This window comes from Streptomyces sp. NPDC043878, from assembly GCF_056435735.1.
This window is the reverse complement of sequence record NZ_JBWKDW010000014.1, coordinates 38,826-64,466: the sequence shown is the minus strand read 5'-3', so window position 1 is coordinate 64,466 and position 25,641 is coordinate 38,826. Positions and strand designations below refer to the sequence as shown.

Sequence of the window (25,641 nt, the reverse complement as noted above, 5' to 3'; positions counted from 1 at the left end):
GGGCCGTTGGTGACGGCCCGGCCCGGCCACCGGGAGCTACGCCGACATCGGCCGTTGCACCTTGATCGACTGGAGCAGTCCCACCGCCACCCACACGGCGAACATCGATGATCCTCCGTACGACACGAACGGCAGCGGCAGGCCGGTCACCGGCATGATGCCGAGCGTCATGCCGACGTTCTCGAAGCTCTGGAACGCGAGCCAGGCCACGATCCCGGCCGCGACGATCGTGCCGTAGAGCTCGGTCGAGTCGCGGGCGATACGGCAGGCGCGCCACAGGACGACGCCCAGCAGCAGGAGGATCAGGCCCGCGCCGGCGAAGCCCAGTTCCTCCCCCGCCACCGTGAAGACGAAGTCGGTCTGCTGTTCCGGCACGAACTGTCCGGTGGTCTGCGAGCCGTGGAAGAGGCCGGCGCCGGTCAGGCCGCCCGAACCGATCGCGATCCGGGCCTGGTTGGTGTTGTAGCCGACGCCGGCGGGGTCGAGGCTGGGGTTGGCGAAGGCGGCGAAGCGGGCGATCTGGTACTCGTCCAGGATGTGCAGCTGCCAGACGGCGACCGCGCCGGTCGCGCCCGCCGCGATCAGGCCGAACACCCAGCGGTTGGAGGCGCCGGAGGCGAGCAGCACCCCCAGCACGATGATCACCATCACCATGACCGACCCGAGGTCGGGCATGAGCATCACGACCATCATCGGTACGGCGGCCAGGCCGAGGGCCTGCAGCACGGTGCGGTGGTCGGGGTACGGCTTGTCGCCCGCGTCGACCCGGGCCGCCAGCAGCATCGCCATGCCCAGGATGATCGTGATCTTGACGAACTCGGAGGGCTGGAGGGAGAAGCCGCCGCCGAACACGATCCACGAGTGCGCGCCGTTGACCGTCGAGCCGAGGGGGGTGAGCACCATCAGGAGCAGGAACAGCGAGGCGCCGTACAGGAGCGGCACGGCCGTGCGCAGGGTGCGGTGGCCGAGCCACACCGTGGCCAGCATCAGGGCGAACCCGATGCCGGTGTTCATCAGGTGCCGGATCAGGAAGTAGTACTGGTCGCCCTGGTTGATCTCGGTCCGGTTGCGGGTCGCCGAGAAGACGAGCGCCGAACCGATCAGTGACAGCGCCAGTCCGGCCAGCAGTATGGGCCAGTCGAGCCGGCGCGCGAGCGAGTCACGGGCGAAGACCCGGGTCCAGCCCGCGCGCCGTGGCCCGTACCCCGAGACGGAGAAACCGTTCGCGCCGGTCATGTGAGCATCCTCCGGCTTCCCCTCGCCCGGCGTCGCCGGCGCGTGTCACGGTTGGTGGCGGTGGCCGTCGGCGTGGCGGCCCCGGGCTGCTGCTCGTCCTGTGGGGCCGGGCCCTCCTGGCTGGCCCGCTGTTCCTTGGCCGGGTCCATGGCGACCTTGGGGGACTTGATGGTGCCGTCCGTCCGCACCTTCGGCAGGCCCTTCTGCGGGGTGGGCAGCAGGGCGTTCTTCTTGTCGATGGTGCCGTCGGCGGCGACGCCGTACAGGGCGTTGTAGATGTGCCGCACGGCCTCGCCGGAGGCACCGGAACCGGTACCGGCCTGGGCGATCGTCATGATGACCGTGTAGTCCTTGCTGTATGTGGCGAGCCAGGACGTCGTCTGCTTGCCGTAGACCTCGGCGGTACCGGTCTTGGCGTGCAGCGGGATCTTGTCCTGCGGCCAGCCGCCGAACTTCCAGGCGGCGGTACCGCGGGTGACCACGCCCTCCAGGGCGGCGTCCATGCCCTTGATCGTCGCCTGGTTCACCGGCAGCCTGCCCTGGACCCTGGGCTTGATCTCCCGCACCGACCTGCCGTCGGCGCTGATGACCGCCTTGCCGATGGTCGGGGTGTACATCGTGCCGCCGTTGGCGAGCGCCCCGTAGATCACGGCCTCCTGCATCGGCGTGACGAGGGTGTCGCCCTGGCCGATGGAGTAGTTGATCGAGTCGCCCTCGCGCATCTTGTTGCCTTCGAGGCAGTTCTCGTACGCGATCTTCTCGACGTAGGTGCCGTCCTTCTTGCCGGTCTTGCACCAGCCGTCCTTGTTGGCCTTCCAGTAGCTCTGCTTCCACTGGCGGTCGGGGACGCGGCCGGTGACCTCGTTGGGCAGGTCGACGCCGGTCTCCCGGCCGAGGCCGAACTGGTGGGCGGCCCTGTAGAAGTAGTCCTTCGGCTCACCCTTCTTCGGGTTGATGCCGCCGTCCTTCTTCCACTCCCGGTCGGCGAGGCCGTAGAAGACGGTGTCGCAGGAGACCTCCAGGGCGCGGCCGAGGGAGATGGGACCAAAGCTCTCGCCCTCGAAGTTCTTGAAGACCTGGCCGCCCACCGAGTAGGAGCTGGTGCACGGGTAGCCGCCGTCCCACTCGTAGCCGGCCTCGACCGCGGCGGCCGTGGAGACCACCTTGAAGGTGGAACCGGGCGCCGACTGACCCTGTATGGCCCGGTTGAGCAGCGGGTAGTCGGAGTTCTTCCCGGTGAGCTGCCGGTAGTCCCTGGCTGAGATGCCGCCGACCCAGACGTTCGGGTCGTACGTGGGGGCGGACGCCATGGCGACGACGCGGCCGGTCTTGGCCTCCATCACGACGACGGCGCCCGAGTCGGCCTTGTAGTTCTCGCCGGTGATCTTGTCGAACTGCCGGCGGGCGATCTTCATCGCGTCGTTCAGCTCGTACTCGGCGACCCGCTGGACGCGGGAGTCGATGCTGGTGACGAGGGCGGAACCGGGTTCGGCGGCGTCGGACTCGGCCTGGCCGATGACCCGGCCGAGGTTGTCGACCTCGTACCGGGTGACACCCGCCTTGCCGCGCAGCACCTTGTCGTACTGGCGCTCCAGGCCCGAGCGGCCGACCTGGTCGGAGCGCAGGTAGGGCGAGTCGGTGTCCTGGGCCTTGGTGATCTCGTCGTCGGTGACGGGCGAGAGGTAGCCGAGGACCTGGGAGGTGTTGGCCCCGCCGGGGCTCGGGTAGCGGCGCACGGCCTCGGGCTCGGCGGTGATGCCGGGGAAGTCCTCGGAGCGCTCGCGGATCTGCAGCGCCTGCTTGGGGGTGGCCTCGTCGGTGATCGGGATCGGCTGGTACGGCGATCCGTTCCAGCAGGGCTGCGGCGTCTTCGCGTCGCACAGCCGCACCTTCTGCATCACGTCCGCGGGGGCCAGCCCGAGCACGTCGGCCAGCTTGGTGAGGACCGCTTTGCCGTCGTCCGGCATCTTCAGCAGGTCGGTGCGGGAGGCGGAGACGACGAGGCGGGTCTCGTTGTCGGCGATCGCCACGCCCCGGGCGTCCAGGATCGAGCCGCGCACGGCGGGTTCGACGACCTGCTGGACGTGGTTGCCGGACGCCTCCTTGGCGTACGCGGCGCCCTCCCGGATCTGGAGGTACCACAGGCGGCCGCCGAGGGTGCCCAGCAGGGAGAGGACGAGGATCTGGATGACGACGAGCCTGATCTGGACGCGTGGGGTCCGGCCGGTCTCAGGGATGTTGGTCATGGGCGGAGCCCGTTCCGCAGAAGGGTGGTGGTGGGCGACGGGTGGGCGTTGGTCATGGGCGGAGCCCATTCCGCAGAAGGGTGGTGGTGGGCGACGGGTGGGCGTTGGTCATGGGCGGAGCCCATTCCGCAAAAGGGTGGTGGTGGGCGACGGGTGGGCGTTGGTCACTGCGGCCGCCTTCCCCTCTCAGAGCGTGTGCGGGCGGTGATGCGTGGATGAGTCATATACGACGGACCTGTGAGCCGGGAGGCCGGTCGACTCCGCGGGCGTCACAGTCGCTTGACCCCCTTGATGCGTCCGGCGCGGGCGGTGCGGGCGCGGGCCGCCCTGACCCTCAGTCCGTTGCGCTGGCCGCCGATGCGCAGGCCCGTGCCGGCGGACAGCCAGCCGGAGGAGATGTCGGTGGCCGAGGCGGAGGAACCGGCCTCGGCCAGTGGGTCGTTGTCGGCGCGGCGGGCCAGCGCCATGATGCCGGGGACGACGAACGGGGCCAGCAGCAGGTCGTACAGGGCGGCGGAGAACAGCAGGCCGGGCAGGCCCACATGGCGGGCGGCGGTGTCACCGACGAGGGCGCCGACGCCGGCGTACAGCAGGGTGGAGCCGACGGCCGCGGCGACCACGACGAGCATGGGTCCGGTGGCCGACTTGAGACGGCCGTTCTCCGGCTTCACGAGCCCGGCGAGGTAGCCGGTCACGCACAGCACGAGGGCGTAGCGGCCGGCGGCGTGGTCGGCGGGCGGGGCGAGGTCGGCGAGCAGGCCGGCGCCGAACCCGACGAGGGCGCCGCCGACATGGCCGTAGACCATGGCGAGGCCGAGGACGGTGAGCAGCAGCAGGTCCGGGACGGCGCCGGGCAGGTGGAGGCGGGCCAGGACGCTCACCTGGACCACCAGGGCGACGACGATCAGGGCGGCGGACAGCAGGATCCGGTTGACGCGCATGGGCTACAGCTCCTACTGCTCTTGCTGGGTCTGGCCGTCGACCGGCTGTCCGGACGGGGTGACGGTCACCGTCACGGTGGGCGTGGGGGTCGGCCTGGGCTTCTTCGGGAGCACCGTGTCGCGCGGGTCCTTCTTCGGGGCCTCGACGACGACGCCGACGATGTCGAGTTTGGTGAAGCCGACGTACGGCGTGACGTAGAGGGTGCGGGTGAGGCCGCCGCCGGAGGGGTCCACCCGGGAGACGTAGCCGACCGGGACGCCGGGCACGAACGGCTTGTCGGCCTGCGAGCCGAAGGTGACCAGACGGTCGCCCTTCTTCACCTCGGCCTTGCCGTTGAGGAGTTCGACGCGCAGCGGGCGGTCGCCCTGTCCGGAGGCGAAGCCGAGTTCGTCGGTGGACTCCATGCGCGTGCCGACGGTGAAGTCGGGGTCGTTGGCGAGGAGCACGGTGGCGGTGTTCGGGCCGACCGTCGTCACCCGCCCGACCAGTCCGTCCCCGTTGAGGACGGTCATGTCGCGCTTGATTCCGTCGTTGGCGCCGGCGTCGATGGTGATGGTCCAGGAGAAGCCCTGGGCCGCTCCTATCGCGATGACCTCGGCGCCCTTGATGCCGTACTGGCCCTGGCCGGCGATCTTCAGCATCCTGTCGAGCTGGGTGAGGCGGCTGCGGTTGCGGTCGTCGCTGCCGAGCTTCGCCTTGAGGGCCGCGTTGTCCTTCTCCAGCGCGGCGAGCCGGTCGTGCCGGTCGCCGGAGTCACGGATCGCGGAGACGGCGTTGCCGACCGGGGCGACGACGCCCGACACGCCGTTCTCGATCGGGCCGAAGACGGTGGCGGCGGCCTGGCGGGCACCGTCGACCGGTGAGTCCTCCCCACCGCGGATGTCGACCGTGATCAGCGCGAATGCGACGGCGATCAGCAGCACCAGGAGCAGCCGGCTCTCTCGTGTGTCCCTCACGTGCGGCGGCCGTGCCCTTCCTCGTCGTGATGCGGGAATTCGTGTGTGACGCCACGGGAGAGGACCCGGACGCCAAAGGGGAGCTTATGCGTCTATGTCAACGATCCGCCGTACGGGAGGAGATCATCCCGTACGGCGGAATCGAAGCGTTACGTCATCTGCGCGGCTGGGCGTCCAGCACCTGCTGGAGCGCCTCGAACTCCTCGACGCACTTGCCGGAACCGAGCGCCACGCTGTCCAGCGGGTCCTCGGCGATGTGGATCGGCATGCCGGTCTCGCGGCGCAGCCGTTCGTCGAGCCCGCGCAGCAGCGCCCCGCCGCCGGTCAGCACGATGCCCCGGTCCATGATGTCGCCGGACAGCTCCGGCGGGCACTTGTCCAGGGTCGTCTTGACGGCGTCGACGATGGCGTTGACGGGCTCCTCGATCGCCTTGCGTACTTCGGCGGCCGAGATGACGACGGTCTTGGGCAGCCCGGAGACGAGGTCCCGGCCGCGGATCTCGGTGTGCTCGTCGGTCTCGAGTTCGTACGCCGAACCGATCGTGATCTTGATCTGTTCGGCCGACCGCTCACCCAGGAGGAGGGAGTACTCCTTCTTGATGTGCTGGATGATCGCGTTGTCCAGTTCGTCGCCCGCGACGCGGATGGACTGGGCGGTGACGATGCCGCCGAGCGAGATGACCGCGACCTCCGTGGTGCCGCCGCCGATGTCCACCACCATGTTGCCGGTCGCCTCGTGGACGGGCAGACCGGAGCCGATGGCCGCGGCCATGGGCTCCTCGATGATGTGCACCTGGCGGGCGCCGGCCTGGGACGACGCCTCGATGACGGCACGGCGCTCGACGCCCGTGATGCCCGAGGGCACACAGACGACGACTCGCGGACGAGCCAGATACCTCCGCTTGTGGATCTTCAGGATGAAGTAGCGGAGCATCCGCTCGGTGATCTCGAAGTCGGCGATCACACCGTCCTTCAGCGGACGCACGGCAACGATGTTGCCGGGGGTCCGCCCGATCATCTTCTTCGCTTCGGCGCCGACCGCGAGGATGCCACCGGTGTTCGTGTTGATCGCGACGACGGACGGCTCGTTGAGTACGATCCCGCGACCCCTGACGTACACCAGCGTGTTGGCGGTCCCGAGGTCGACAGCCATGTCACGGCCGATGAACGACATTGAGTTCCCCATCAGGATTCGACTGGCCTTCCCATGAGCTTTTGAGGGCTTTTCAGGTCGGCGAGGTGGGTGCTGTGACGTGCAGGCTTCCATCGTAGACGCGACTGCCCGAACACTGCGCGAGGGTCTTCGCCATTGTCAGCAGATCATGCGTCGCCCCGCTTGTGGAGACGGCCCATCGGGGGCATGCGTTCCCCCGATCGCCACGCATATGCCACGGGACGGCCGGAAACTCGCGGCCGTCCCAGGTGAGGCAGGTGAGGGACCTGACGACCCCTCGGAAGAACGCGTCCGTCCGGCTCAGCCGCGGCCGGGGAAGAAGATCTTCACCTCGCGCTCGGCCGACTCCTCGGAGTCGGAGGCGTGGATCAGGTTCTCCCGGACGATCACACCGTAGTCGCCGCGGATGGAGCCGGGAGCGGCGGCGATCGGGTCGGTGGGACCGGCGAGACCGCGCACCCCCTCGATGACCCGCTCGCCCTCGACGATCAGCGCCACGACCGGACCCGAGGCCATGAACTCCACCAGCGGCTCGTAGAAGGGCTTGCCCCGGTGCTCGCCGTAGTGCTGCTCCAGCGTGTCCCGGTCCAGCGTGCGCAGCTCCAGCGCGGTGATCGCCCAGCCGGACTTGCGCTCGATCCGGCTGATGATCTCGCCGGTCAGGCCACGACGGACGGCGTCGGGCTTGAGCAGGACGAGGGTGCGCTGGCTCACGGCGAGCTCCTTCAGGTCAGTGATGGTGCGGGGAAAACGAGGCTACAGGGCGTGTCCGGGCACCCGTTACGCAGCGTCAGGTGTAGAGGCGGCGGCCTGGGCCGCGAACCTCGCCTTCGCCTCGTCGATCTTCCGTCCGTAGTGGACGGACGCCCACCACAGGGCCGCGAAGGCCGCGCCCAGCACGAACATGGTCGGGACGACGAGACCGGAGGCGACCAGGGCGATCTGCAGGGCCCAGCCGAGAGCGACACCCCCGGGGCGGGTGACGAAGCCGCACAGCGCCAGGCACAGGAACATGGCGACGCCGCTGACCGTCCACACCGTCGTCATGGACAGGTCGGGGTCCTTCATCGCGACCAGGCCGGCGAAGCCGATGATGAACACCTCGCCGATCAGGGTCGAAGCACAGAGCGTACGCACGGCGACTCAGCCCCTTCCCAGCAGCAGGCGGGCCTCACCGACGGTGATGACGGAACCGGTGACGAGCACACCGCCGCCGGCGAACTCGCCGTCCTCCTCGGCCAGCGTGATCGCGGCCTCCAGGGCGTCCGGCAGGCGCGGTTCGACCTGCACACGGTCCTCGCCGAACACCTCGACGGCGATCGCGGCCAGCTCGTCCGCGTCCATCGCGCGGTGACTGGAGTTCTGCGTGACGACGACCTCCGCGAAGATCGGTTCGAACGCCTCCAGGAGTCCCCGGACGTTCTTGTCGCCGCTGGCGCCCACCACGCCGACCAGCCGGCTGAAGTCGAACGCCTCCCCGACGGCCTCGGCGGTGGCGCGGGCACCCGCCGGGTTGTGCGCCGCGTCCAGGACGACGGTCGGCGAGCGCCGTACGACCTCCAGCCGGCCCGGCGACGTCACGGCCGCGAACGCCTTGCGGACCGTGTCGGTGTCGAGCGGCTCGGGCCGCTGGGAGCCGACGCCGAAGAACGCCTCGACGGCGGCCAGCGCGACGGCCGCGTTGTGCGCCTGGTAAGGCCCGTGCAGCGGCAGGTACACCTCGGGGTACTCGCCGCCGAGCCCGCGCAGGGTCAGCAACTGCCCGCCCACGGCGACCTGGCGCGCCACGACCCCGAACTCCAGGCCCTCACGGGCCACGGTCGCGTCGACCTCCACCGCCTTCCTCAGCAGCACCTGCGCCGCGTCCACCGGCTGCTGGGCCAGGATGACGGTCGCGCCCTGCTTGACGATCCCGGCCTTCTCCACGGCGATCTCACCGGGCGTCCCGCCGAGCCGGTCGGTGTGGTCGAGGTCGATCGGGGTGACGACGGCGACGTCCCCGTCGATGACGTTGGTGGCGTCCCAGCTGCCGCCCATGCCGACCTCGACGACGGCGACGTCCACGGGCGCGTCGGCGAAGGCCGCGTACGCCATCCCCGTCAGCACCTCGAAGAAGGACAGCCGGAACTCCTGTGAGCCGTCCACCATGTCGACGTACGGCTTGATGTCCTGGTAGGTCTCGATGAACCGCTCGGCGGAGATCGGCTCCCCGTCCAGGCTGATCCGCTCGGTGATGGACTGCACGTGCGGCGAGGTGTACCGCCCGGTGCGCAGGTCGAAGGCGCCGAGCAGGGTCTCGATCATGCGGGCCGTGGACGTCTTGCCGTTCGTCCCCGTGATGTGGATCGAGGGGTACGACCGCTGCGGGTCCCCCAGCAGGTCCACCAGGGCGGCGATCCGGGCGACGGACGGCTCCAGCTTGGTCTCGCCCCACCGCGTCGCCAGCTCCGCCTCGACCTCGCGCAGGGCCTTGTCGACCTCGGGGTCCGCCGGACGCGTGGGCACGTCGGCGCGGGACAGGCCGGCCTGGGTGCGCAGGGTACGGCTGCCGGCCTCGATCACCGCGAGATCGGGGTCGCGGTGGGTCTCCTCGGCGATGATCTCGTCGAAGTGATCCAGGGGATCGGGCAGGTCGTGGTCACCGTTCGGGGGGAGCTCGCTCACGAACCCAGTCTACGGAGCGCCACCCCACCCCGGGGGCCAGCCCCCGGCCCCCCGGCTCCCCGGACGCCGGAGGGGCTGCTCCCAGCCCGTCCGGCGTCCGGGGACGAGGCCCGTTCGGGGCCGAGGAGGCGGTGGGGCTACGCCTGCGGCAGCCGCTCCAGCTGCGCGGCGATCCGCACCATGTCCGCCTCCGCCTTCGCCAGCCGCGCACGGATCTTCTCGACCACGTTGTCCGGCGCCTTCGCGAGGAACGCCTCGTTTCCGAGCTTCCCGTCCGCCTGCGCCTTCTCCTTCTCCGCGGCGGCGAGGTCCTTCGCCAGCCGCTTCCGCTCGGCGGCCACGTCGATCGTCCCGGACAGGTCGAGCGCCACCGTCGCGCCCGCGACCGGCAGGGTCGCCGTCGCCGAGAACTCCTCGCCCTCCGGCTGGAGCCGCAGCAGCTGGCGGATGGCCGCCTCGTGCGGGGCGAGCGCGGTGCCGCCCAGGTCCAGCCGGGCCGGAACCCGCTGGCCGGGCTGGAGGCCCTGGTCGGCGCGGAAGCGGCGGACCTCGGTGATGACCGACTGGAGGCTCTGGATCTCCTGCTCGGCGGCCGTGTCCCGGAAGCCGGAGTCGGCCGGCCACTCGGCGATGACGACCGACTCGCCGCCGGTCAGGGTCGTCCACAGCGTCTCGGTGACGAAGGGGACGACCGGGTGCAGCAGCCTGAGGGTCACGTCGAGGACCTCGCCGAGGACCCGCTTGCTGACCTCGGCGGGCTCGCCGCCCGCCTGGAACGTCGTCTTGGACAGCTCGACGTACCAGTCGAAGACCTCGTCCCAGGCGAAGTGGAACAGCGCGTCGGAGAGCTTCGCGAACTGGAAGTCCTCGTAGAACGCGTCGACTTCGGCGACGACGGAGTTGAGGCGGGACAGGATCCAGCGGTCCGTCGCCGACATCGCCGAGGCGTCCGGCAGCGGGCCCTGGACCGTCGCGCCGTTCATCAGGGCGAAGCGGGTGGCGTTCCAGATCTTGTTGGCGAAGTTGCGGGAGCCCTGGACCCAGTCCTCGCCGATCGGCACGTCGACGCCCGGGTTGGCGCCGCGCGCGAGGGTGAAGCGGAGCGCGTCGCTGCCGTACTTGTCCATCCAGTCCAGCGGGTTGACCGCGTTGCCGAAGGACTTGGACATCTTCTTGCCGAACTGGTCGCGGACCATGCCGTGCAGGGCGATGGTGTGGAACGGCGGGGTGCCGTCCATCGCGTAGAGGCCGAACATCATCATCCGGGCGACCCAGAAGAAGAGGATGTCGTAGCCGGTGACCAGGACGGAGTTCGGGTAGAACTTCGCGAGGCTCTCGGTCTGTTCGGGCCAGCCGAGGGTGGAGAAGGGCCACAGTCCGGAGGAGAACCAGGTGTCGAGGACGTCGGTGTCCTGGTGCCAGCCCTCGCCGGTGGGCGCCTCGTCGTCCGGGCCGACGCAGACGGTCTCGCCGTTCGGGCCATACCAGACGGGGATGCGGTGACCCCACCACAACTGCCGTGAGATGCACCAGTCGTGGAGGTTGTCGACCCAGTCGAAGTAGCGCTTCTCCATCTCCTGCGGGTGGATCCTGACCCGCCCGTCGCGGACCGCGTCACCGGCCGCCCTGGCCAGCGGGCCGACCTTGACCCACCACTGCATGGACAGCCGCGGCTCGATGGTGGTCTTGCAGCGCGAGCAGTGGCCGACCGAGTGGACGTAGGGCCGCTTCTCGGCGACGATCCGGCCCTCGGCGCGCAGTGCGGCGACGATCGCGGAGCGGGCTTCGAGGCGGTCCTGGCCCTGGAAGGGGCCGGGGACGGTGATGACGGCGTGCTCGTCCATGACGGTGATGGCCGGCAGGTCGTGGCGCCGGCCGATCTCGAAGTCGTTCGGGTCGTGGGCCGGGGTGACCTTGACGGCGCCCGTGCCGAACTCGGGGTCGACGTGCTCGTCGGCGACGACCGGGATGGAACGGTCGGTCAGCGGCAGCCTGATGAGCTTGCCCACCAGGTGCTTGTACCGCTCGTCCCCGGGATGAACGGCGACCGCCGTGTCACCGAGCATGGTCTCGGCGCGCGTGGTGGCGACGACGATGGTCTCGTCCCCGTCGCCGTACTTCATGGAGACGAGCTCGCCGTCGTCGTCCTGGTACTCGACCTCGATGTCGGAGATGGCGGTCAGACAGCGCGGGCACCAGTTGATGATGCGCTCGGCGCGGTAGATCAACTCGTCGTCGTAGAGCCGCTTGAAGATGGTCTGGACGGCCTGGGACAGGCCCTCGTCCATGGTGAATCGCTCACGCGACCACGCGACGCCGTCACCGAGGCGCCGCATCTGGCCGGAGATCTGCCCGCCCGACTCGTCCTTCCACTGCCAGACGCGCTCGACGAACGCCTCACGGCCCAGGTCGTGCCGGGACTTGCCCTCCTTGCCGAGCTCCCGCTCGACGACGTTCTGCGTGGCGATGCCGGCGTGGTCCATGCCGGGCTGCCACAGCGTCTCGTGGCCCTGCATGCGCTTGCGGCGGGTGAGGGCGTCGATGAGGGTGTGCTCGAAGGCGTGCCCGAGGTGCAGGCTGCCGGTGACGTTCGGCGGCGGGATGACGACGGTGAAGGGCGGCTTGTCGCTCTTCGCGTCCGCCTCGAAGTAACCCCGCTCCACCCAGCGCTCGTACAGCGGCCCCTCCACGTCGGCCGGCGCGTACTGGGTCGGCAGTTCGGTCTCGGGCGCTGATGGCTGCTGCTGAGCGTTCTCGGTCACGGGGTCAGTTTAGGGGTGTCACGGGGCAGTCCCGAAACGTGATTCCTGTGTAACGGTGCGGCCCCCGCCGCGTGCCGCACCGCACCCCTGCGCCAGGATGTCAGGAACACATAAGCATCTGGAGGGGAACCCAGGAATGAGTCACAACCAGCCGGGCCCGTACGACGGGCAGCCCCAGCAGCCCGGACCGTACGGCCAGCCGGGGCCTTACGGCCAACAGCCGCCGCAGGCCCCCCAGCCCGGCTACGGCTACCCCCAGCAGGCCCCTCCGCCCGGCCAGCCGGGCTACGGCTACCCCCAGCAGCAGGGTGTCCCGCCCCAGACCCCGCCGTACGGCCAGCCGCCCGCCTACGGCCAACCGCCCGCGCAGCCCTACGGCCAGCAGCCGTACGGCGCCCCGCAGCCGCCCGCGCCGGGCGGCGGCAAGAAGAAGACGGGCCTGATCATCGGCGCGGTGGCGGTGGTGGCCGCGATAGCCGTGGCCGCGTTCTTCGTGATCGGCGGCGGCAGCGCCAGCGGCTCCGCCGTCGCCGACGACGGAGCGCACAAGCTGACCGCGCCGGCGACGATCCTGGACGGCACCTACAAGAAGTCGGACCAGGAGTCGGCGGACGGGCTCAGCGACAAGGACCTGAAGGACACGGAGTCCTGGGGGGTGAAGAACCCCAAGGACGTCAGCGCGGGTTACGCCTCGGGGTCGGGCCTCACCGGCAAGAGCCTCGGCTTCGCAGGCGTGTACGGCACGATCGACGACCCGGAGAAGGTCGTCGACGCGATGTTCGCGCAGATGCAGAAGGACGCCAAGAGCGGTTCGTCCTCCGACGGCAAGCTCGTCGGCAGCCCGCAGGAGGTCACGCCCGCCGGGTTCTCGAACGGCGTCATGAAGTGCCAGAACATCGAGAGCAGCGAGTCCGGCAAGACCACGCGGATGCCGTTCTGCATCTGGGGGGACCACAGCACCCTGGCCTACGTGCTGTCGTTCGACATCGCCGACCTCACCGCCGGCAAGAGCACCTCGATCGCGGACGCGGCGGCACTGACCGCCAAGGTCCGCAACGACGTGCGCGTCAAGGCCTGACGCTGCGGACGAGGAAGGGCCCCGGTCGGTCGACCGGGGCCCTTCCTCGTGACGGTGCCGCCTAGGCGGTCTTCTGCTCGCCCGGACCCCGCCCGGGGCGGGCGTCGCGCGGGATCAGCGTGGGGTTCACGTTGGAGTGAACGACGTCCGCGGTGATGACGACGCGGGCCACGTCCTTGCGGGAGGGAACCTCGTACATCACCGACATGAGGACCTCCTCCATGATGGCGCGCAGGCCGCGCGCGCCGGTCTGGCGGAGGATGGCCTGGTCGGCGATGGCCTCCAGCGCCTCGCGCTCGAAGTCCAGCTCCACGCCGTCGAGTTCGAACAGGCGCTGGTACTGCTTCATCAGCGCGTTGCGCGGCTCGACGAGGATCTGGAGCAGCGCCTCGCGGTCCAGGTTGTGGACCGAGGTGATCACGGGGAGCCGGCCGATGAACTCGGGGATCATGCCGAACTTGACCAGGTCCTCGGGCATGATGTCCTCGAACTGGTCCTTGGCCTCGAGTTCCCGCTTGGAGCGGATCGTCGCGCCGAAGCCGATGCCCTTGGCGCCGGCCCGGGACTCGATGATCTTCTCCAGTCCCGAGAAGGCACCGCCCACGATGAACAGCACGTTCGTCGTGTCGATCTGGATGAACTCCTGGTGCGGGTGCTTGCGTCCGCCCTGCGGCGGCACCGAGGCCGTGGTGCCCTCCAGGATCTTCAGCAGTGCCTGCTGCACGCCCTCGCCGCTCACGTCCCGGGTGATGGAGGGGTTTTCGCTCTTGCGGGCGACCTTGTCGATCTCATCGATGTAGATGATCCCGGTCTCGGCCTTCTTGACGTCGTAGTCCGCCGCCTGGATCAGCTTGAGCAGGATGTTCTCGACGTCCTCGCCGACGTATCCCGCCTCCGTGAGCGCGGTCGCGTCGGCGATGGCGAACGGGACGTTGAGCATGCGTGCCAGTGTCTGGGCGAGGAGTGTCTTGCCGGAACCCGTCGGGCCCAGCAGGAGGATGTTGGACTTCGCCAGCTCGATGGCGTCGTCGCGGCCCTGGGCGCCGCCGTTCTCCCCGGCCTGGACCCGCTTGTAGTGGTTGTACACCGCGACCGAGAGCGCCTTCTTGGCGGCCTCCTGGCCCACGACGTACCCCTCGAGGAACTCGTAGATCTCGCGGGGCTTGGGGAGTTCCTCCCAGCGGACCTCGCTCGTCTCCGCGAGTTCTTCCTCGATGATCTCGTTACAGAGATCGATGCACTCGTCGCAGATGTAGACACCGGGCCCTGCGATGAGCTTCTTGACCTGCTTCTGGCTCTTGCCGCAGAACGAGCACTTGAGCAGATCGCCGCCGTCACCGATGCGTGCCACGGTGTGCTTCCCCTTCGCCTGGGAGACGCCTAGGTCCAGCGGCTCCTGGTGCTGCCTTATGTCCGACGGTACCTTGCCGGGCCCCCCGTTCGGGCCCCCCTTGGCGCGGTTCACTTCGACGTGCAGCGTGTCGAGCCCGGCCAAGGGGCGGCAGACAATACATGCTCCCTCGTTACTTCACGGCGGCGTTGTTCAACTTTCGGGTGGAGATGATCTGGTCGATCAGGCCGTACGACAGCGCTTCCTCGGCCGTGAGGATCTTGTCGCGCTCGATGTCCTCGCGGATCTTCTCGATCGGCGTGGTGGAGTGCTCGGCCAGCATGTCCTCCAGCTGCGCGCGCATCCGGAGGATCTCGTTGGCGGCGATCTCCAGGTCGGAGACCTGACCGCGGCCCGTCTCGCTGTAGGGCTGGTGGATCAGCACCCGGGCGTTCGGCAGCGCCATCCGCTTGCCGGGCGTACCGGCGGCGAGCAGGATCGCGGCGGCGGAGGCCGCCTGGCCCATGCACACCGTCTGGATGTCCGGCTTGACGAACTGCATCGTGTCGTAGATCGCGGTGAGCGCCGTGAAGGAGCCGCCGGGGCTGTTGATGTAGACCGAGATGTCCCGGTCGGGGTCCATCGACTCCAGGCACAGCAGCTGTGCCATGACGTCGTTGGCGGAGGCGTCGTCGATCTGGACGCCGAGGAAGATCACGCGCTCCTCGAAGAGCTTCGCGTACGGGTCGTACTCGCGCACGCCCTGCGAGGTGCGCTCGACGAAGCGCGGGATGACGTAACGGGACTCCGCCGAGGGGCCCGTGTACTCGGCGCGTGAGCGGTCGTACAGGCCGCTGACGGGGAAGTCGTTCACTGTCTGTCTCCTAGGGGCTGAAACGGTCGGCTGGGGCTGCTCGGGGGCCGTCGGGCCCCCGGGCCGGGGGTCAGGCCCCGGTGCCGCCGCCGCCCGGCATGTTGACGGCCCTCGTGATGACGTGGTCGATGAGGCCGTACTCCTTGGCCTCTTCGGCGTCGAACCAGCGGTCGCGGTCGGAGTCGCGCGTGATCTGCTCGAACGACTGACCGGTGTGCTGCGAGGTGAGCTCCGCCATGCGCTTCTTGGTGTGCAGCAGCCGCTCGGCGTGGATCTTGATGTCCGACGCGGAACCGGCGAGGCCGGCGGAGGGCTGGTGGATCAGGATCTCGGCGTTCGGCAGCGCGAAGCGCTTGCCGGGCGTACCCGCGCTGAGCAGGAACTGCCCCATCGAGGCGGCGAGGCCCATGGCGATGGTCACCACGTCGTTCTTGATGAACTGCATGGTGTCGTAGATCGCCATGCCGGCCGTGATCGAGCCGCCCGGGCTGTTGATGTAGAGGTTGATGTCCTTGTCGGGGTCGGCCGCGGCAAGGAGCAGCAACTGCGCGGTGATCTTGTTGGCAATGTCGTCGTCGACCGCCTGGCCGAGGAAGATGATCCGCTCGTTGAGCAGCCGGTTGTAGACCTGGTCGCCGAGGCCACCACCGATTGAGGGGTCGCCGGCGGCGGAGGGCATCAGATTCGTCACGTATCCACCTGCTCGTCTTCTGACGGCGCCGGGCCGTCTCACGTGTACTGCCGGGGGCTCGGGGACTCCCCTGCCCTCGTACTCATGGACCCTAACGCGCAGGTCCCTCCGGTGAATCCCGCAGAGGTAACTGTTCGCTGTCAGCGCATGTCACTCCGGTGGGCACGGCCGTTCGTACCGGGACCGCGGCAGCGGGGCGGGCGGCCGAACGGCGTCGCGCGGGCCCCTGTGCCGCCGGCAGACGGCCCGGCCGTACGACGGAGGGCCCCGGGGGCATCACATGCCCCCGGGGCCCTCCTGACGGCTTGCTGGGCGCCGTGGGCTCAGCCCTCGGTCTTCTCCTCGGCGGCCTCGGTCTTCTCCTCGGCGGCCTCGGCCGGGGCGTCCTCCGTGGCGGCGGCGGTCTCGGCCGACTCGTCGGTCTCGTCCTCGTCGTCCAGGTCGATGACCTCGCCGTTGGTGTCCTTGACCGTGGCGGACTCGACCACGACGGCCAGGGCCTTGCCGCGGGCGACCTCGCCGACCAGGAGCGGAACCTGGCCGCCCTCGACGACCGCCTGCGCGAACTGGTCGGGGGACATGCCGGAGGAGGCCGCGCGCCGCATGAGGTGCTCGGTGAGCTCCTCCTGGCTGACGTTCAGCTTCTCCTTGTTGACGAGCTCGTCGAGGACGAACTGCGTCTTGATGCCCTTGACCGCCGCCTCGCGCGTCTCGGTCTCGAACTCCTCCTCCGTCTTGCCCTGGATCTCCAGGTACTTGGGGAGGTCGAGGCCCATCTGACCGAGCTGGTGGTGCTCGAGGTTGTGCTTGCGGGTGTTGATCTCTTCCTCGAGGAGCTTCTCGGGGACCGGGACCTCGACCAGCTCCAGCAGCTTGTCCAGGACGCGCTCCTGGGCCTGCGTGGCCTGGTCGTACTGCTTCATGTTCTCCAGGCGCTTGCGGCTGTCCGCGCGGAGCTCCTCGAGGGTGTCGAACTCGGAGGCGAGCTGCGCGAACTCGTCGTCCAGCTCGGGCAGTTCACGGGCGGCGACCTGGGTGACCTTGACGGTGACCTCGGCCTCCTTGCCGGCCGCCGAGCCGCCCTTGAGCTCGGAGGTGAAGGTGGTCTCGCCACCGGCCTCCAGGCCCTTCACGGCCTCGTCGATGCCTTCGAGGAGCTCGCCCGAGCCGATGGTGTAGGAGACACCGCTGGCGATGCCGTCCTCCAGGACCTCGCCGTCGACCTTGGCCTCCAGGTCGATGGTGACGACGTCGCCGTCGGCGGCGGCGCGCTCGACCGGGGAGGTCGAGGCGAAGCGCTCACGGAGCTGCTCGACCGACTTCTCGATGTCCTCTTCGCTGACCTCGACGGCGTCGACCTCGACCTCGATGCCGGAGTAGTCCGGGATCTCGATGGCCGGGCGGATGTCGACCTCGGCGGTGAAGTTCAGCGTCTCGCCGTCCTTCAGCTCCGTGATGTCGACCTCGGGCTGGCCCAGGACGTTGAGCTCGGCTCCGTTGACGGCCTCGGTGTAGAACTTCGGAAGCGCGTCGTTGACCGCCTCCTCCAGGACCGCACCGCGGCCGAACCGCTGGTCGATGACGCGTGCCGGGATCTTGCCCTTCCGGAAGCCCTTCACCGTGACCTGCTGGTTGATCTTCTTGTACGCCGCGTCGAGGCTGTCCTTGAGCTCCTCGAAGGGCACCTCGACAGTGAGCCGAACCCGAGTCGGGTTCAGGGTCTCCACGGCGCTCTTCACGGTTCGGTCTCCTTGTGGCTGACATCTTGGTTTCTGCCGGGACCAGACCGGCCCGGCGGATTTAGCAGCCCGGAGGACTTCAGTGGATGAGACACACGGGCGTGCAGCTTGCATAGTAACGGCAGCGGGGACACGCCCCAAAGGCGATCACCCGAGGTGACCGCGCGAGTGATCCGCGACGAGCGGAGTTGACCGGAGATGGCCGGGACCCGCCCCTCCATGGCCGGAGACGGCCGTTCACGGTCCGGGGGCCGGTCGAATCACTGTCCGGGGGGTCGGCCGAAGGAGAGAGTGGACGCTCGACCGGTGCCGCTGACGGCCGTCCCGGCCGCGCTGCCGTCCTGGTCATCCGCTGCCGGTCCCGCGCTGGTCCGTGCGGGACGGCGAGGGGTCCGTCGTGTGGTCGGGGTGGCGGGATTTGAACCCACGGCCTTCCGCTCCCAAAGCGGACGCGCTACCAAGCTGCGCCACACCCCGTCTGGTGCGAGACGTAGGTTACATGCCCCCAGGGGACGGGACCGCCGCATTGCGCCGGTCCCGCGCCGGGCACCGGTCCGGCGGGAAACGGGGTGTGCGACCAGAGGGGGCGACCCGCTACGATGCCTTCAGTGCCGCCGCGATCACCCGACCGCGGTGCGTACCGTGCGGGCGTAGCTCAATGGTAGAGCCCTAGTCTTCCAAACTAGCTACGCGGGTTCGATTCCCGTCGCCCGCTCCATACGACTCAGGGCCAGGTCAGAGGATGATTCCTCCGCCTGGCCCTGATCGTTTCCCGGGACTGTGTTCAGTCCGGCGTGTCCCCCGCGTGCCCCTTGGGCTTCCGACCCCTGTCCACGAGGCCGCTCAGCGCGTCGGCGATCAGCCGATCCCGGTCGGCACTCGCGTGCTGGTAGATCAGCGCGGCGCGGGCGGTGCTGTGACCCATGCGCGACATCAGCTCTCGCGTGCTCGCACCGGTCGACGCGGCGAGCGTGTTGCCCGTGTGTCGTAGATCATGGAAGTGCAGGCCCTTGACGCCGGCGTCGGTGCACGCCTTCCGCCACAGCCGGTTGAAGTGGTTGCGGCGCGGTGTTGCCCCCTTGGCTCCGATGAAGACCCGACCATCGGCGCCGTGCTCGGCGTACCGCTCCAGGTGAGCACGGACATCGGGGATGATCGCGCCCGGAATCGCGACCGTGCGCTTGCCTGCCGCGCTCTTGGGTGCCTTGATCTCCCGCTGCCCGTTGTTCAGCTCGGCAACGGCACGGCGGACGCGGACGGTCCCACGGTCGAGGTCGACGTCTCGGCGGTGCAGCCCGACCAGCTCGCCCCAGCGCAGACCGAGGAAGCCGGCCATGAGCACGAGCGCCCTGAAACGTGGCTGGATCGCGTCGGCAAGGTCGTAGACCTCCTGCACGGTGGCGGTCGGCCGCTCCGGAGTGTGCACGGTGCTCGCTCCCTTGATCGTGCACGGGTTGCGCCTGATCATTTGGTCCGCGACAGCCGTGCCGAGGACCGCGCGGAGGAGGGCGTACGCCTTCGCAACGGTGGTCGGACCGGTGCCGGACGCGAGCTTGTCGGCACGCCAGCGCCGCACGAACGGGGGCGAGATCTCCGCGACGTTGACGGGGCCGAAGGTGGGCTCAAGGTGGTGCCGCAGGAGCGAGCGGTAGAGCTGCCGCGTGGTCGTGGTCAGCTCACGTTCGTTGATCCAGTCAGCGGCGTACGAGCCGAACGACACCTTCCCGGCGTCCGGGTCGTGCCAGTCGCCGCGCCGCATCTCGGTCTGCTTGTCGGCAAGCCAGTCGTCCGCGTCCCTCTTGGTGCGGAACGTCTCGGGGGCGGGCCTGAGCTGTCCGTCCGGGCCCACGTAGCGAGCCTGATAGCGGCCGGACGCAAGCTTGCGGACACGGCCGAACTGTCGACGTTTGCCAGCCATCAGGCCACCGCCCGCAGGGTCGACCCAGAGCGGCGGGGCTCGACGGTATTGGCCTCGATCAGCGCGCGCACGACGCTCTCCCGGATGCGAACATGCCGCCCGACCTTGACGTATTCGATGCGCCGTTCCTCGATCAGTCGCCGGGGGAAACGCACCGTCGTTCCCAGCAGTTCGGCAACCTGCGCCACGGTCAGCAGTCGATCCATGTTCAGTCCTCCCCCTGGGCGTCGAGGTCTTGCAGGGCTTCGCGGGCGGTTTCGCGGTTGTGTTGGATGTCGCGGCGGATGTTGGCGGCGAGCCAGGATTCGCCGGGGGTGTGGCCGTGGCCGGCGTAGGTCCAGTGGGCGAGGGTGAGCGTGGTTGCCTCCGGGTCGTCGGGGTCGGGCAGGCCGAGGGCTTGGCGTTGCTGGGTGGCGCGGTAGTCGGCGCGGGTCTGGCGGAGGGCGCCGAGGGTGGTGGAGTAGCGGCGGGACTTGGTGGAGAAGTGGCCCCGGAAGCCGAGCATGTGAGCCCAGTCCCGGAGCTTGCGGTCCGGGTAGAGCGCGTGCAGGTCGAGGCAGGCTGTGATCAGCCGGGCGGGGTGGTCGGGCACGTCGAGCAGGATCAGGGCTTCTTTGTTGCCGATGCGGCGATCCACGGTGCCGGTGGTCTCGGCTGCCTTGGTGGCGTATTTGGCGACGTAGGAGGCGACGGCCGCTTCGGTGATCTCTTCGCCGTGGCCGAAGGCGCCGATCGGCTGGACGTCGAGCTGTGTGCCCCACCGCAGGGTGCGGGCCGGCTCGTCTCCGGCGGGCGGGACGTCGACCGCGACGCGGCAGGCGGCGGCGTGGATGGCGTCGGTGAGCAGGTCGAGGGTGGCCCAGGCTGGCGGGGGCGAGTCGGGACCGTCGGGACCGTCGAAGCGGATCACGGCATGGAAGTGGACCGCGCCGCGCTTCTGGTACTCGGCGACCTTGCCGAAGGAGACGCGGGACTGTGCGTGGGCGGCTTTCTGGGTGAGGCCGGCACGGCGGGCGATCTCGCGGCGGAGGTAGATCGTGAAGTAGCGCCACAGGTCGGAGGCGTGGTTGTTCCACAGCACCGCGCCCGCGTAGTCGTAGGTGTCCGGGGTGAGCGGGGTGCCGAGTTCGGCGGCGTCCTCGGTGTGGCGGGTGCCGCAGCGGCATGGCCGGTCGCCGGGGCGGTTGTGGACGGGACCGAATGAGGGGGCGGTGAGGGTGGCGAAGACGCGGGCGTGGTCGCGGATCGTTTCGGGGGTGCCTTTGGCGGGGTCGCCGACGAGTCCGGCGCGGATGAGGTGGTAGGTGTCGCCGGCGTAGGTCCACGCGCACGAGGGACAGCGGGAGGCCCGTCGGTTGCCGCACGCAATCCGCAGCCGGCCACCCGGCTCGGTGTCCGTCGAGTACGAGTGCAGGACGTGCCCAGTCGCCGCGTCGCGGGTGACGGTGGCGCCTTGCAGGTGGATGGGGTCGGAGCAGCCGCCCGTGCGCTTGATCTGTTCTTGGATGCGGTCGAAGCCGTCGGAGCCGGCCACCCTCAGCACGTCGGTGAGGGTGGCCGGGTCCAGGCCCGCCAGGGTGGCCGCGTCGGTCACGCGATCATCCGTTCTTCCGGGCGTGGGCGGGGCCGTGGTTGGCGGTGTAGCCCTCGACCAGGGCGCGCACCTGGGCGTCACCGGTTGCTGTGGCGGAAGCCCCGCAGTGGCAGAGCGCCGATCCCGTGGCGGGCACGGTCGGAGAGGGCTTGCTGACGTGCAGGCCGGGGCGGTCCGGGGTCGGGGTGAGGTCAGACACGACCGGTCACCTCCGGCCTGTCGGTGGCCATGGCGTCCAGGGCCCCGGCGGCCTCGATCGCTGCGGCAGCGAGGTTGCGGAGGGTCTCGGCGGTGCCGAGGGCGGCGAGCAGGGCGATCGCGGCGAAGTCGCCCTCAATGCGGAGGCTGACGAAGGGGTCGGTGGGGTCCGCGAAGGGCGTGACGCGGAAGCGGGTGTCCGTCTCGATGTGGGCCGTCGTGGTGATGGTCTGCACGGCGATCACCTCCCCGTGCGGACGAGGTCGGCGGCGGGGGCGGTGCGGGTGCGGCCGGTGCCCTTGCAGGCCAGGCAGGTGATGCGGAGGGTGGTGCGGGAGCCGTCGCGGTTGCGGGAGCCGGTGGTGATGGCGACGACGGGGAAGCCGTCGCAGGCACGGCAGACGGGCAGGCTCGGGGCGTGCTGGGGCATGATGGGGCTTCCCTTTCGGGTCCGTTGGATCTGGAAGGTGGGTAGGCGCCCGGAGCGGCGGAAACTTGGCGGTTGAGGCCGCTCCGGGGGCCGTTCAGCGGTGGTTGTTGAGGTCCTTGACCATCGAGCGCAGGACGACCGCGACCACAGCGATCGAGACGCCGGTGATGGCGACCGCGAGCAGCAGCGAGACGAGGACCGCGCCGACGACGAGGACGACGGCACCGCCGCCGGCCGCGAGGGCGAGCGCGCTGCCGGGGGTGAGCTGCACGGTGGGTCGGTTCGAGGCCGGGGCGACTGGGGCCGGTGCCGGAGCGGCAGGCGTCACGGTGGAGGCCGGGGAAGGTGTGGAGGCGGCCGGCGGGGCGGTGTCCTGGGGCGGGTACTTCGGGGTGAACACGGTTGTGGTCCCTTCGGGTTGGGTTACTTGACGGCGGTGGCGATGGCGGGGCCGAGGAAGCTGTCGGCGAGGAGGTAGCCGCCGAGCAGCAGGACGGCCACGAGCCACCAGGGCGGGCGGACGAGCTTGACGCCGAGGGCGCCGACGACGATCAGGGCGAGCCAGAGCGGAACGTCCATGACGGCTGGTCTCCTATGCCTTGCAGCGGTGGGTGCGGGCGGCGAGTTCGGCGCCGGAACGGTCGTGGTAGTCGGCGGAGAAGCCGCAGCCGGGGGCGGAGCAGGCCGCCGTGTGCTTGTCCCGGCCGCGTCCGTCGAAGTAGGTGGCGACCTGGACGGGACCGATGCGGATCACGTCGCGAAAGCGCCGGTGGACGGGCATGACGGTTCCTTTCCGATCAGGTGAGTTGGAGTTGCGCGGCAATCGCGTCGGTCATCGGGTCGGGCAGCCCGAGCCGGGCAGAGAGAGCGTCCGCGGCCATCGGAGATCCGGTCGCCGCGTGGTGGCTTTCGGCGATCTTCCGGGCGTGGTCCAGGAGAGCGGCCGGCACCGTCACCGCAGGAGCAGGCGGGGCGGCCGGAAGTTCCGGAGCGGCCGGCGGGACGGGCACTTCGCGGCGTACGGCGACGTCGGTCACCGCCGGTTCATCCACAGCCTGTGCAGGTGCCACGGCCGGTGCCGGGGTGTCGGTGGGTGCGTGGACGAGGAGGGTGCCGCCGAGGAAGGCCAGGGCGGGCCAGCCGGCGACGAGGATGCACAGCCAGTCCGGCACGTGAGCCAGGTCGAGGAGCCCGGCGGTGGCGATGTTCGCGCCGAGCGAGGCGAACAGGGCGATCACGAACCAGGTCCAGGCGGAGCGGTCCCGGCGGGCGGTCCGCAGCCGGCGCCATGCGGCGACAAGCAGCAGGTCGACGCTGATGGGGTAGGCCCAGGCTTTCCAGCCGGACTGTCCGGCGGCTTCGGCCAGGTCGTGCAAGTGGGCGAAGGACAGGGCGCCGGCAATGACGGCCTGAACGAGCACGGCATCCGGTCGGATCGAGCGGGACATGTCTTCACCTCCTTCAAGGGGTGGGGCCGGGAGCGGGCGGGGAGCAGGGTCCGGCCGCCCGGTCCCGGCGGGTTCAGTCGGTGGCGGCTTCGCCGGTGCCGAAGCAGGCCAGGCAGATGCCGGACTGTTCGCCGACAGGGCGGCGCTTGCGGCCCACGTGGACCGTGCGGGCGACCTCACCGGTGCCGTGGCAGGGCCCGCACTTCGGCGGGACAGGGGTGGGGCGCGGGGTGCGCTTCTTGGTGGCCACGGGTCACCAGCCGCCGGGGTAGTCGGGGCCCTGGTTGGGGTCGTAGCCGGGCGGGAAGACGCCGGGCGGGGGTTCGGGCAGGGAGGCGGCCAGCGACGGGCCGACGGCCTCGATGAACGCGTTGTCGGCGTCGGTCTGGTCCGCGTACAGGGCCAGCGCGCCGAGCATCAGCACCGTGCGCTGGAAGTCCTCGATGTGCTCACACATGGGATGGGTCCTCCGGATTGCGGCATGGCTCGGGTAGGGACCTGGCGCGAGACGGTCACGCCAACCGGGGTGGAGCAGAGGGCTAGTCGGTGGCCGGGATCGGCTTGACCAGCGACGGGCCGTCGACCTTCGGCGCGGGAACGTAGGGCCGGAACGGGTCGAGGGCGGGCAGGTGCGGGACCAGGTGGGCGAACTCCCGGCAGACCGCGACCACCTCGTCGCGTGAGGTCTGCGGGGTGCGGATCTTCGACCAGCCGCCGCGGGAGTCCACCGCCACGGCGGTGCCCGGACGCTCCATCGGGATCACAGTGGCGAACGGGACGGCTTCGGGAGCGACGTCTCCCAGGCCCATTTCGGCGGTCTGCTTGTCGTTGACACGGTGCACCACACGGCCGGTGAGCTGAGCGCGCAGCATCGTGGCGCCCTTGCCGAGGTCCGAGCCGAAGCGCTGACCGCAGATCTCCAGGTAGATACCGATCGCACGGGCCATCTGCGCCAGGCGGATCAGTGCCGTCACCAGCCGCTCGCGGCGCTCCTCATCCTTCTTCGAGGAGATCAGGAACAGTTCGGCGACCTCATCCACCAGCACGACGACCGGCACCGGCCGCACCGACTCAGGCAGCTCCCACAGGTCGGACACGCTGTGCCGGCTCAGCAGGTCGAAGCGGTCCTCCATCTCCGCCACCAACACATCCAGCAGCGAAGCGGCGTTGTCCGGAGTGGTCACCAGAGCCGACAGGCGGGCCGCGTACGCCGACTGTTCGACCCCCCGCTTGCAGTCGATACCGACCAGCGCCACCGGCAGTTGCGCCAGCCCCTTGATCAGGTTGCGCTGGAACATCGACTTGCCGGAGTCGTTCGCACCGAGAGTCAAAGCCATCGGTGCCTTACGGTAGTCCCGCTCGAACGCGGTCCCGTCCTCCCGCAAGGCGACCGGCACCACCATGTCGTGAGGGCGAGCCTTGCGCGGCATCCGTACCCGGCGCAGCACGTCATAGCCGGTCATCCGCAGTTCCACGATGCCGGGCTTTGTCTCGGTCACGTTCACCGAGTGCACGCCCCAGGCGTGGCGCAGGCGTTCCGAGGAAGCGATCACGTCCGCCGGCTCCAGACCCGCAGGCAGCCGCAGCGTGACCCGCAGACCGGTAGACGTTCCCCGGACCCGGCGAACCTTCGGCGGCACCGGCAGCACCTCACGCCGGGCGACATTGCGGGTCATGAACGCCCGCAGCCCCGACGGCTGCACCGTCAGCCCGCACACATCCATGGTCGAGCGGTACGACAGCGTGAAGCGGGTCCAGGCGGCCGGCAGCCCGACCAGCGACCAATACACGCGCGGCGCCCGGAACTTCGCGTAGCCGAGACCACCGGCGCCAGATAAGGCCCCGGTCGCCTCCAGCCACATCGTCAGGTCCGTCATGGTCAGGCCGCCGCCGTGATCGCGACCGCACGGAAGGAGATCCCGTGCCGCTTCTCACCGTTGAACGTGTTCTCCCAGTCACGGGCCTTGAGTCCGATCACCCGCACCGGCATACCGGGCGCCAGCCCCTCGGGGAGACCGGTCTCCGGGACGGTCACCTGGTAGAGGTTGCCCTCCCCCTCATCCGAGACCAGCAGACCCACAGTCGACAGACTCGCGCTGGTCTCCCGGTCCACGGCCCGCTCACCGGTCTTCTTGTTGACCATCTTCGGTTCCGGCGCAGTCGCCACGAACACCACGGCGGTCGATACATCGATCTTGAACGACGGCATTATGGACTTCTCCCTCTAGGGATGAGCCCCGGACTGCGTTGTGATCTTGGCGGATGGCACGCGGTCCGGGGTGCCTTGTTTTGCGACTAACTCCGAAGCTACTCGCAGTTTTTCTGCGGGTCAACAGAAAATCTGCGACTAGCAGAGAAAGT

The 25,641-nt window shown here is 69.7% G+C and carries 28 protein-coding genes and 2 tRNA genes; 2 read left to right on the top strand and 28 right to left on the bottom strand.

Features of this window, described 5'->3' with window-relative positions:
- Window positions 1-36: 36 nt before the first annotated feature.
- From rodA to AC07AZ_RS20440, 9 genes are all read right to left on the bottom strand, one after another.
- The gene (gene rodA / locus AC07AZ_RS20480; protein ID WP_478849673.1) at window positions 37-1,236 is read right to left on the bottom strand and encodes a rod shape-determining protein RodA; all 1,200 of its coding nucleotides are present in this window, start codon (window positions 1,234-1,236) and stop codon (window positions 37-39) included.
- The gene (gene mrdA, locus AC07AZ_RS20475; RefSeq protein WP_478849671.1) at window positions 1,233-3,482 is read right to left on the bottom strand and encodes a penicillin-binding protein 2; all 2,250 of its coding nucleotides are present in this window, start codon (window positions 3,480-3,482) and stop codon (window positions 1,233-1,235) included. Before mrdA ends, rodA begins: the two co-directional genes overlap by 4 nt.
- A 269-nt stretch (window positions 3,483-3,751) precedes the next feature.
- Window positions 3,752-4,423 (bottom strand): rod shape-determining protein MreD, encoded by a 672-nt coding sequence (gene mreD / locus AC07AZ_RS20470; RefSeq protein WP_478849669.1) that lies wholly within the window; start codon window positions 4,421-4,423, stop codon window positions 3,752-3,754.
- Window positions 4,424-4,435: 12 nt separating this feature from the next.
- A complete protein-coding gene (gene mreC / locus AC07AZ_RS20465) occupies window positions 4,436-5,380 on the bottom strand; it encodes a rod shape-determining protein MreC (protein WP_478849667.1) in 945 nt (314 codons plus the stop codon).
- 154 nt (window positions 5,381-5,534) lie between these two features.
- Complete coding sequence (locus tag AC07AZ_RS20460; RefSeq protein ID WP_478849665.1) at window positions 5,535-6,554, bottom strand: rod shape-determining protein; 1,020 nt, start codon at window positions 6,552-6,554, stop codon at window positions 5,535-5,537.
- A 300-nt stretch (window positions 6,555-6,854) separates the two neighbouring features.
- Window positions 6,855-7,268: a nucleoside-diphosphate kinase gene (gene ndk / locus AC07AZ_RS20455; RefSeq protein ID WP_478849663.1), complete on the bottom strand. Its 414-nt coding sequence runs from the start codon at window positions 7,266-7,268 to the stop codon at window positions 6,855-6,857.
- Between the two features lie 66 nt (window positions 7,269-7,334).
- Window positions 7,335-7,691: a DUF4233 domain-containing protein gene (locus tag AC07AZ_RS20450; protein WP_478849661.1), complete on the bottom strand. Its 357-nt coding sequence runs from the start codon at window positions 7,689-7,691 to the stop codon at window positions 7,335-7,337.
- A 6-nt stretch (window positions 7,692-7,697) separates the two neighbouring features.
- On the bottom strand, window positions 7,698-9,218 hold the full coding sequence (gene folC / locus AC07AZ_RS20445; protein WP_478849659.1) for a bifunctional tetrahydrofolate synthase/dihydrofolate synthase: 1,521 nt from the start codon (window positions 9,216-9,218) through the stop codon (window positions 7,698-7,700).
- 137 nt (window positions 9,219-9,355) lie between these two features.
- Window positions 9,356-11,980: a valine--tRNA ligase gene (locus tag AC07AZ_RS20440; RefSeq protein WP_478849657.1), complete on the bottom strand. Its 2,625-nt coding sequence runs from the start codon at window positions 11,978-11,980 to the stop codon at window positions 9,356-9,358.
- Between the two features lie 136 nt (window positions 11,981-12,116).
- On the opposite strand from AC07AZ_RS20440, the gene AC07AZ_RS20435 reads away from it, so the two are divergent.
- The gene (locus AC07AZ_RS20435) at window positions 12,117-13,058 is read left to right on the top strand and encodes a hypothetical protein (RefSeq protein ID WP_478849655.1); all 942 of its coding nucleotides are present in this window, start codon (window positions 12,117-12,119) and stop codon (window positions 13,056-13,058) included.
- Window positions 13,059-13,119: 61 nt separating this feature from the next.
- Here the strand turns inward: AC07AZ_RS20435 and clpX are convergent, their stop codons facing one another.
- The 5 genes from clpX to AC07AZ_RS20410 all read right to left on the bottom strand — a co-directional run bounded on the left by clpX (window position 13,120) and on the right by AC07AZ_RS20410 (window position 18,169).
- The gene (gene clpX, locus AC07AZ_RS20430) at window positions 13,120-14,409 is read right to left on the bottom strand and encodes an ATP-dependent Clp protease ATP-binding subunit ClpX (RefSeq protein WP_356039086.1); all 1,290 of its coding nucleotides are present in this window, start codon (window positions 14,407-14,409) and stop codon (window positions 13,120-13,122) included.
- 172 nt (window positions 14,410-14,581) lie between these two features.
- Window positions 14,582-15,262: an ATP-dependent Clp protease proteolytic subunit gene (locus AC07AZ_RS20425; RefSeq protein WP_478849654.1), complete on the bottom strand. Its 681-nt coding sequence runs from the start codon at window positions 15,260-15,262 to the stop codon at window positions 14,582-14,584.
- A 70-nt stretch (window positions 15,263-15,332) separates the two neighbouring features.
- On the bottom strand, window positions 15,333-15,953 hold the full coding sequence (locus AC07AZ_RS20420) for an ATP-dependent Clp protease proteolytic subunit (RefSeq protein ID WP_356039092.1): 621 nt from the start codon (window positions 15,951-15,953) through the stop codon (window positions 15,333-15,335).
- 323 nt (window positions 15,954-16,276) lie between these two features.
- Window positions 16,277-17,692, bottom strand: coding sequence for a trigger factor (gene tig, locus AC07AZ_RS20415; RefSeq protein ID WP_478849651.1), 1,416 nt, complete (start codon window positions 17,690-17,692; stop codon window positions 16,277-16,279).
- Window positions 17,693-18,092: 400 nt separating this feature from the next.
- A tRNA-Pro gene (locus AC07AZ_RS20410) sits at window positions 18,093-18,169 on the bottom strand.
- Window positions 18,170-18,336: 167 nt separating this feature from the next.
- Here AC07AZ_RS20410 and AC07AZ_RS20405 point away from each other — a divergent pair.
- Window positions 18,337-18,410, top strand: a tRNA-Gly gene (locus AC07AZ_RS20405).
- 66 nt (window positions 18,411-18,476) lie between these two features.
- Here AC07AZ_RS20405 and AC07AZ_RS20400 read toward each other — a convergent pair.
- The 14 genes from AC07AZ_RS20400 to AC07AZ_RS20335 form a co-directional block, all read right to left on the bottom strand.
- The gene (locus AC07AZ_RS20400) at window positions 18,477-19,610 is read right to left on the bottom strand and encodes a tyrosine-type recombinase/integrase (RefSeq protein ID WP_478849649.1); all 1,134 of its coding nucleotides are present in this window, start codon (window positions 19,608-19,610) and stop codon (window positions 18,477-18,479) included.
- Entirely contained in the window at window positions 19,610-19,816 is a 207-nt protein-coding gene (locus AC07AZ_RS20395) for an excisionase family DNA-binding protein (RefSeq protein ID WP_478849647.1), read from the bottom strand. The genes AC07AZ_RS20400 and AC07AZ_RS20395 overlap by 1 nt, the downstream gene beginning before the upstream one ends.
- 2 nt (window positions 19,817-19,818) lie before the next feature.
- Window positions 19,819-21,204 (bottom strand): replication initiator protein RepSA, encoded by a 1,386-nt coding sequence (gene repSA / locus AC07AZ_RS20390; RefSeq protein ID WP_478849645.1) that lies wholly within the window; start codon window positions 21,202-21,204, stop codon window positions 19,819-19,821.
- 4 nt (window positions 21,205-21,208) lie between these two features.
- The gene (locus AC07AZ_RS20385; protein ID WP_478849643.1) at window positions 21,209-21,403 is read right to left on the bottom strand and encodes a hypothetical protein; all 195 of its coding nucleotides are present in this window, start codon (window positions 21,401-21,403) and stop codon (window positions 21,209-21,211) included.
- Window positions 21,396-21,638, bottom strand: a complete 243-nt coding sequence (locus AC07AZ_RS20380) for a hypothetical protein (RefSeq protein WP_478849641.1) — start codon at window positions 21,636-21,638, stop codon at window positions 21,396-21,398. The genes AC07AZ_RS20385 and AC07AZ_RS20380 overlap by 8 nt, the downstream gene beginning before the upstream one ends.
- A gap of 5 nt (window positions 21,639-21,643) precedes the next feature.
- Window positions 21,644-21,832 (bottom strand): hypothetical protein, encoded by a 189-nt coding sequence (locus AC07AZ_RS20375; protein WP_478849639.1) that lies wholly within the window; start codon window positions 21,830-21,832, stop codon window positions 21,644-21,646.
- Window positions 21,833-21,926: 94 nt separating this feature from the next.
- A complete protein-coding gene (locus AC07AZ_RS20370; RefSeq protein WP_478849637.1) occupies window positions 21,927-22,232 on the bottom strand; it encodes a SpdD protein in 306 nt (101 codons plus the stop codon).
- 23 nt (window positions 22,233-22,255) lie between these two features.
- Window positions 22,256-22,411 (bottom strand): hypothetical protein, encoded by a 156-nt coding sequence (locus AC07AZ_RS20365; RefSeq protein ID WP_478849635.1) that lies wholly within the window; start codon window positions 22,409-22,411, stop codon window positions 22,256-22,258.
- Window positions 22,412-22,424: 13 nt separating this feature from the next.
- Window positions 22,425-22,613, bottom strand: a complete 189-nt coding sequence (locus AC07AZ_RS20360) for a mobile element transfer protein (RefSeq protein ID WP_371670377.1) — start codon at window positions 22,611-22,613, stop codon at window positions 22,425-22,427.
- Between the two features lie 16 nt (window positions 22,614-22,629).
- Window positions 22,630-23,280 carry a DUF2637 domain-containing protein gene (locus tag AC07AZ_RS20355; RefSeq protein ID WP_478849632.1) on the bottom strand — a complete coding sequence of 217 codons (651 nt, stop codon included), beginning with the start codon at window positions 23,278-23,280 and terminating at the stop codon, window positions 22,630-22,632.
- A gap of 73 nt (window positions 23,281-23,353) precedes the next feature.
- Window positions 23,354-23,530 carry a hypothetical protein gene (locus AC07AZ_RS20350; protein ID WP_478849630.1) on the bottom strand — a complete coding sequence of 59 codons (177 nt, stop codon included), beginning with the start codon at window positions 23,528-23,530 and terminating at the stop codon, window positions 23,354-23,356.
- A gap of 3 nt (window positions 23,531-23,533) precedes the next feature.
- Window positions 23,534-23,737 carry a hypothetical protein gene (locus tag AC07AZ_RS20345; protein ID WP_478849628.1) on the bottom strand — a complete coding sequence of 68 codons (204 nt, stop codon included), beginning with the start codon at window positions 23,735-23,737 and terminating at the stop codon, window positions 23,534-23,536.
- An 82-nt stretch (window positions 23,738-23,819) separates the two neighbouring features.
- On the bottom strand, window positions 23,820-25,157 hold the full coding sequence (locus AC07AZ_RS20340; RefSeq protein WP_478849626.1) for an FtsK/SpoIIIE domain-containing protein: 1,338 nt from the start codon (window positions 25,155-25,157) through the stop codon (window positions 23,820-23,822).
- A gap of 2 nt (window positions 25,158-25,159) precedes the next feature.
- Window positions 25,160-25,489: an SCO3933 family regulatory protein gene (locus AC07AZ_RS20335; RefSeq protein ID WP_478849624.1), complete on the bottom strand. Its 330-nt coding sequence runs from the start codon at window positions 25,487-25,489 to the stop codon at window positions 25,160-25,162.
- Window positions 25,490-25,641 lie beyond the last annotated feature (152 nt).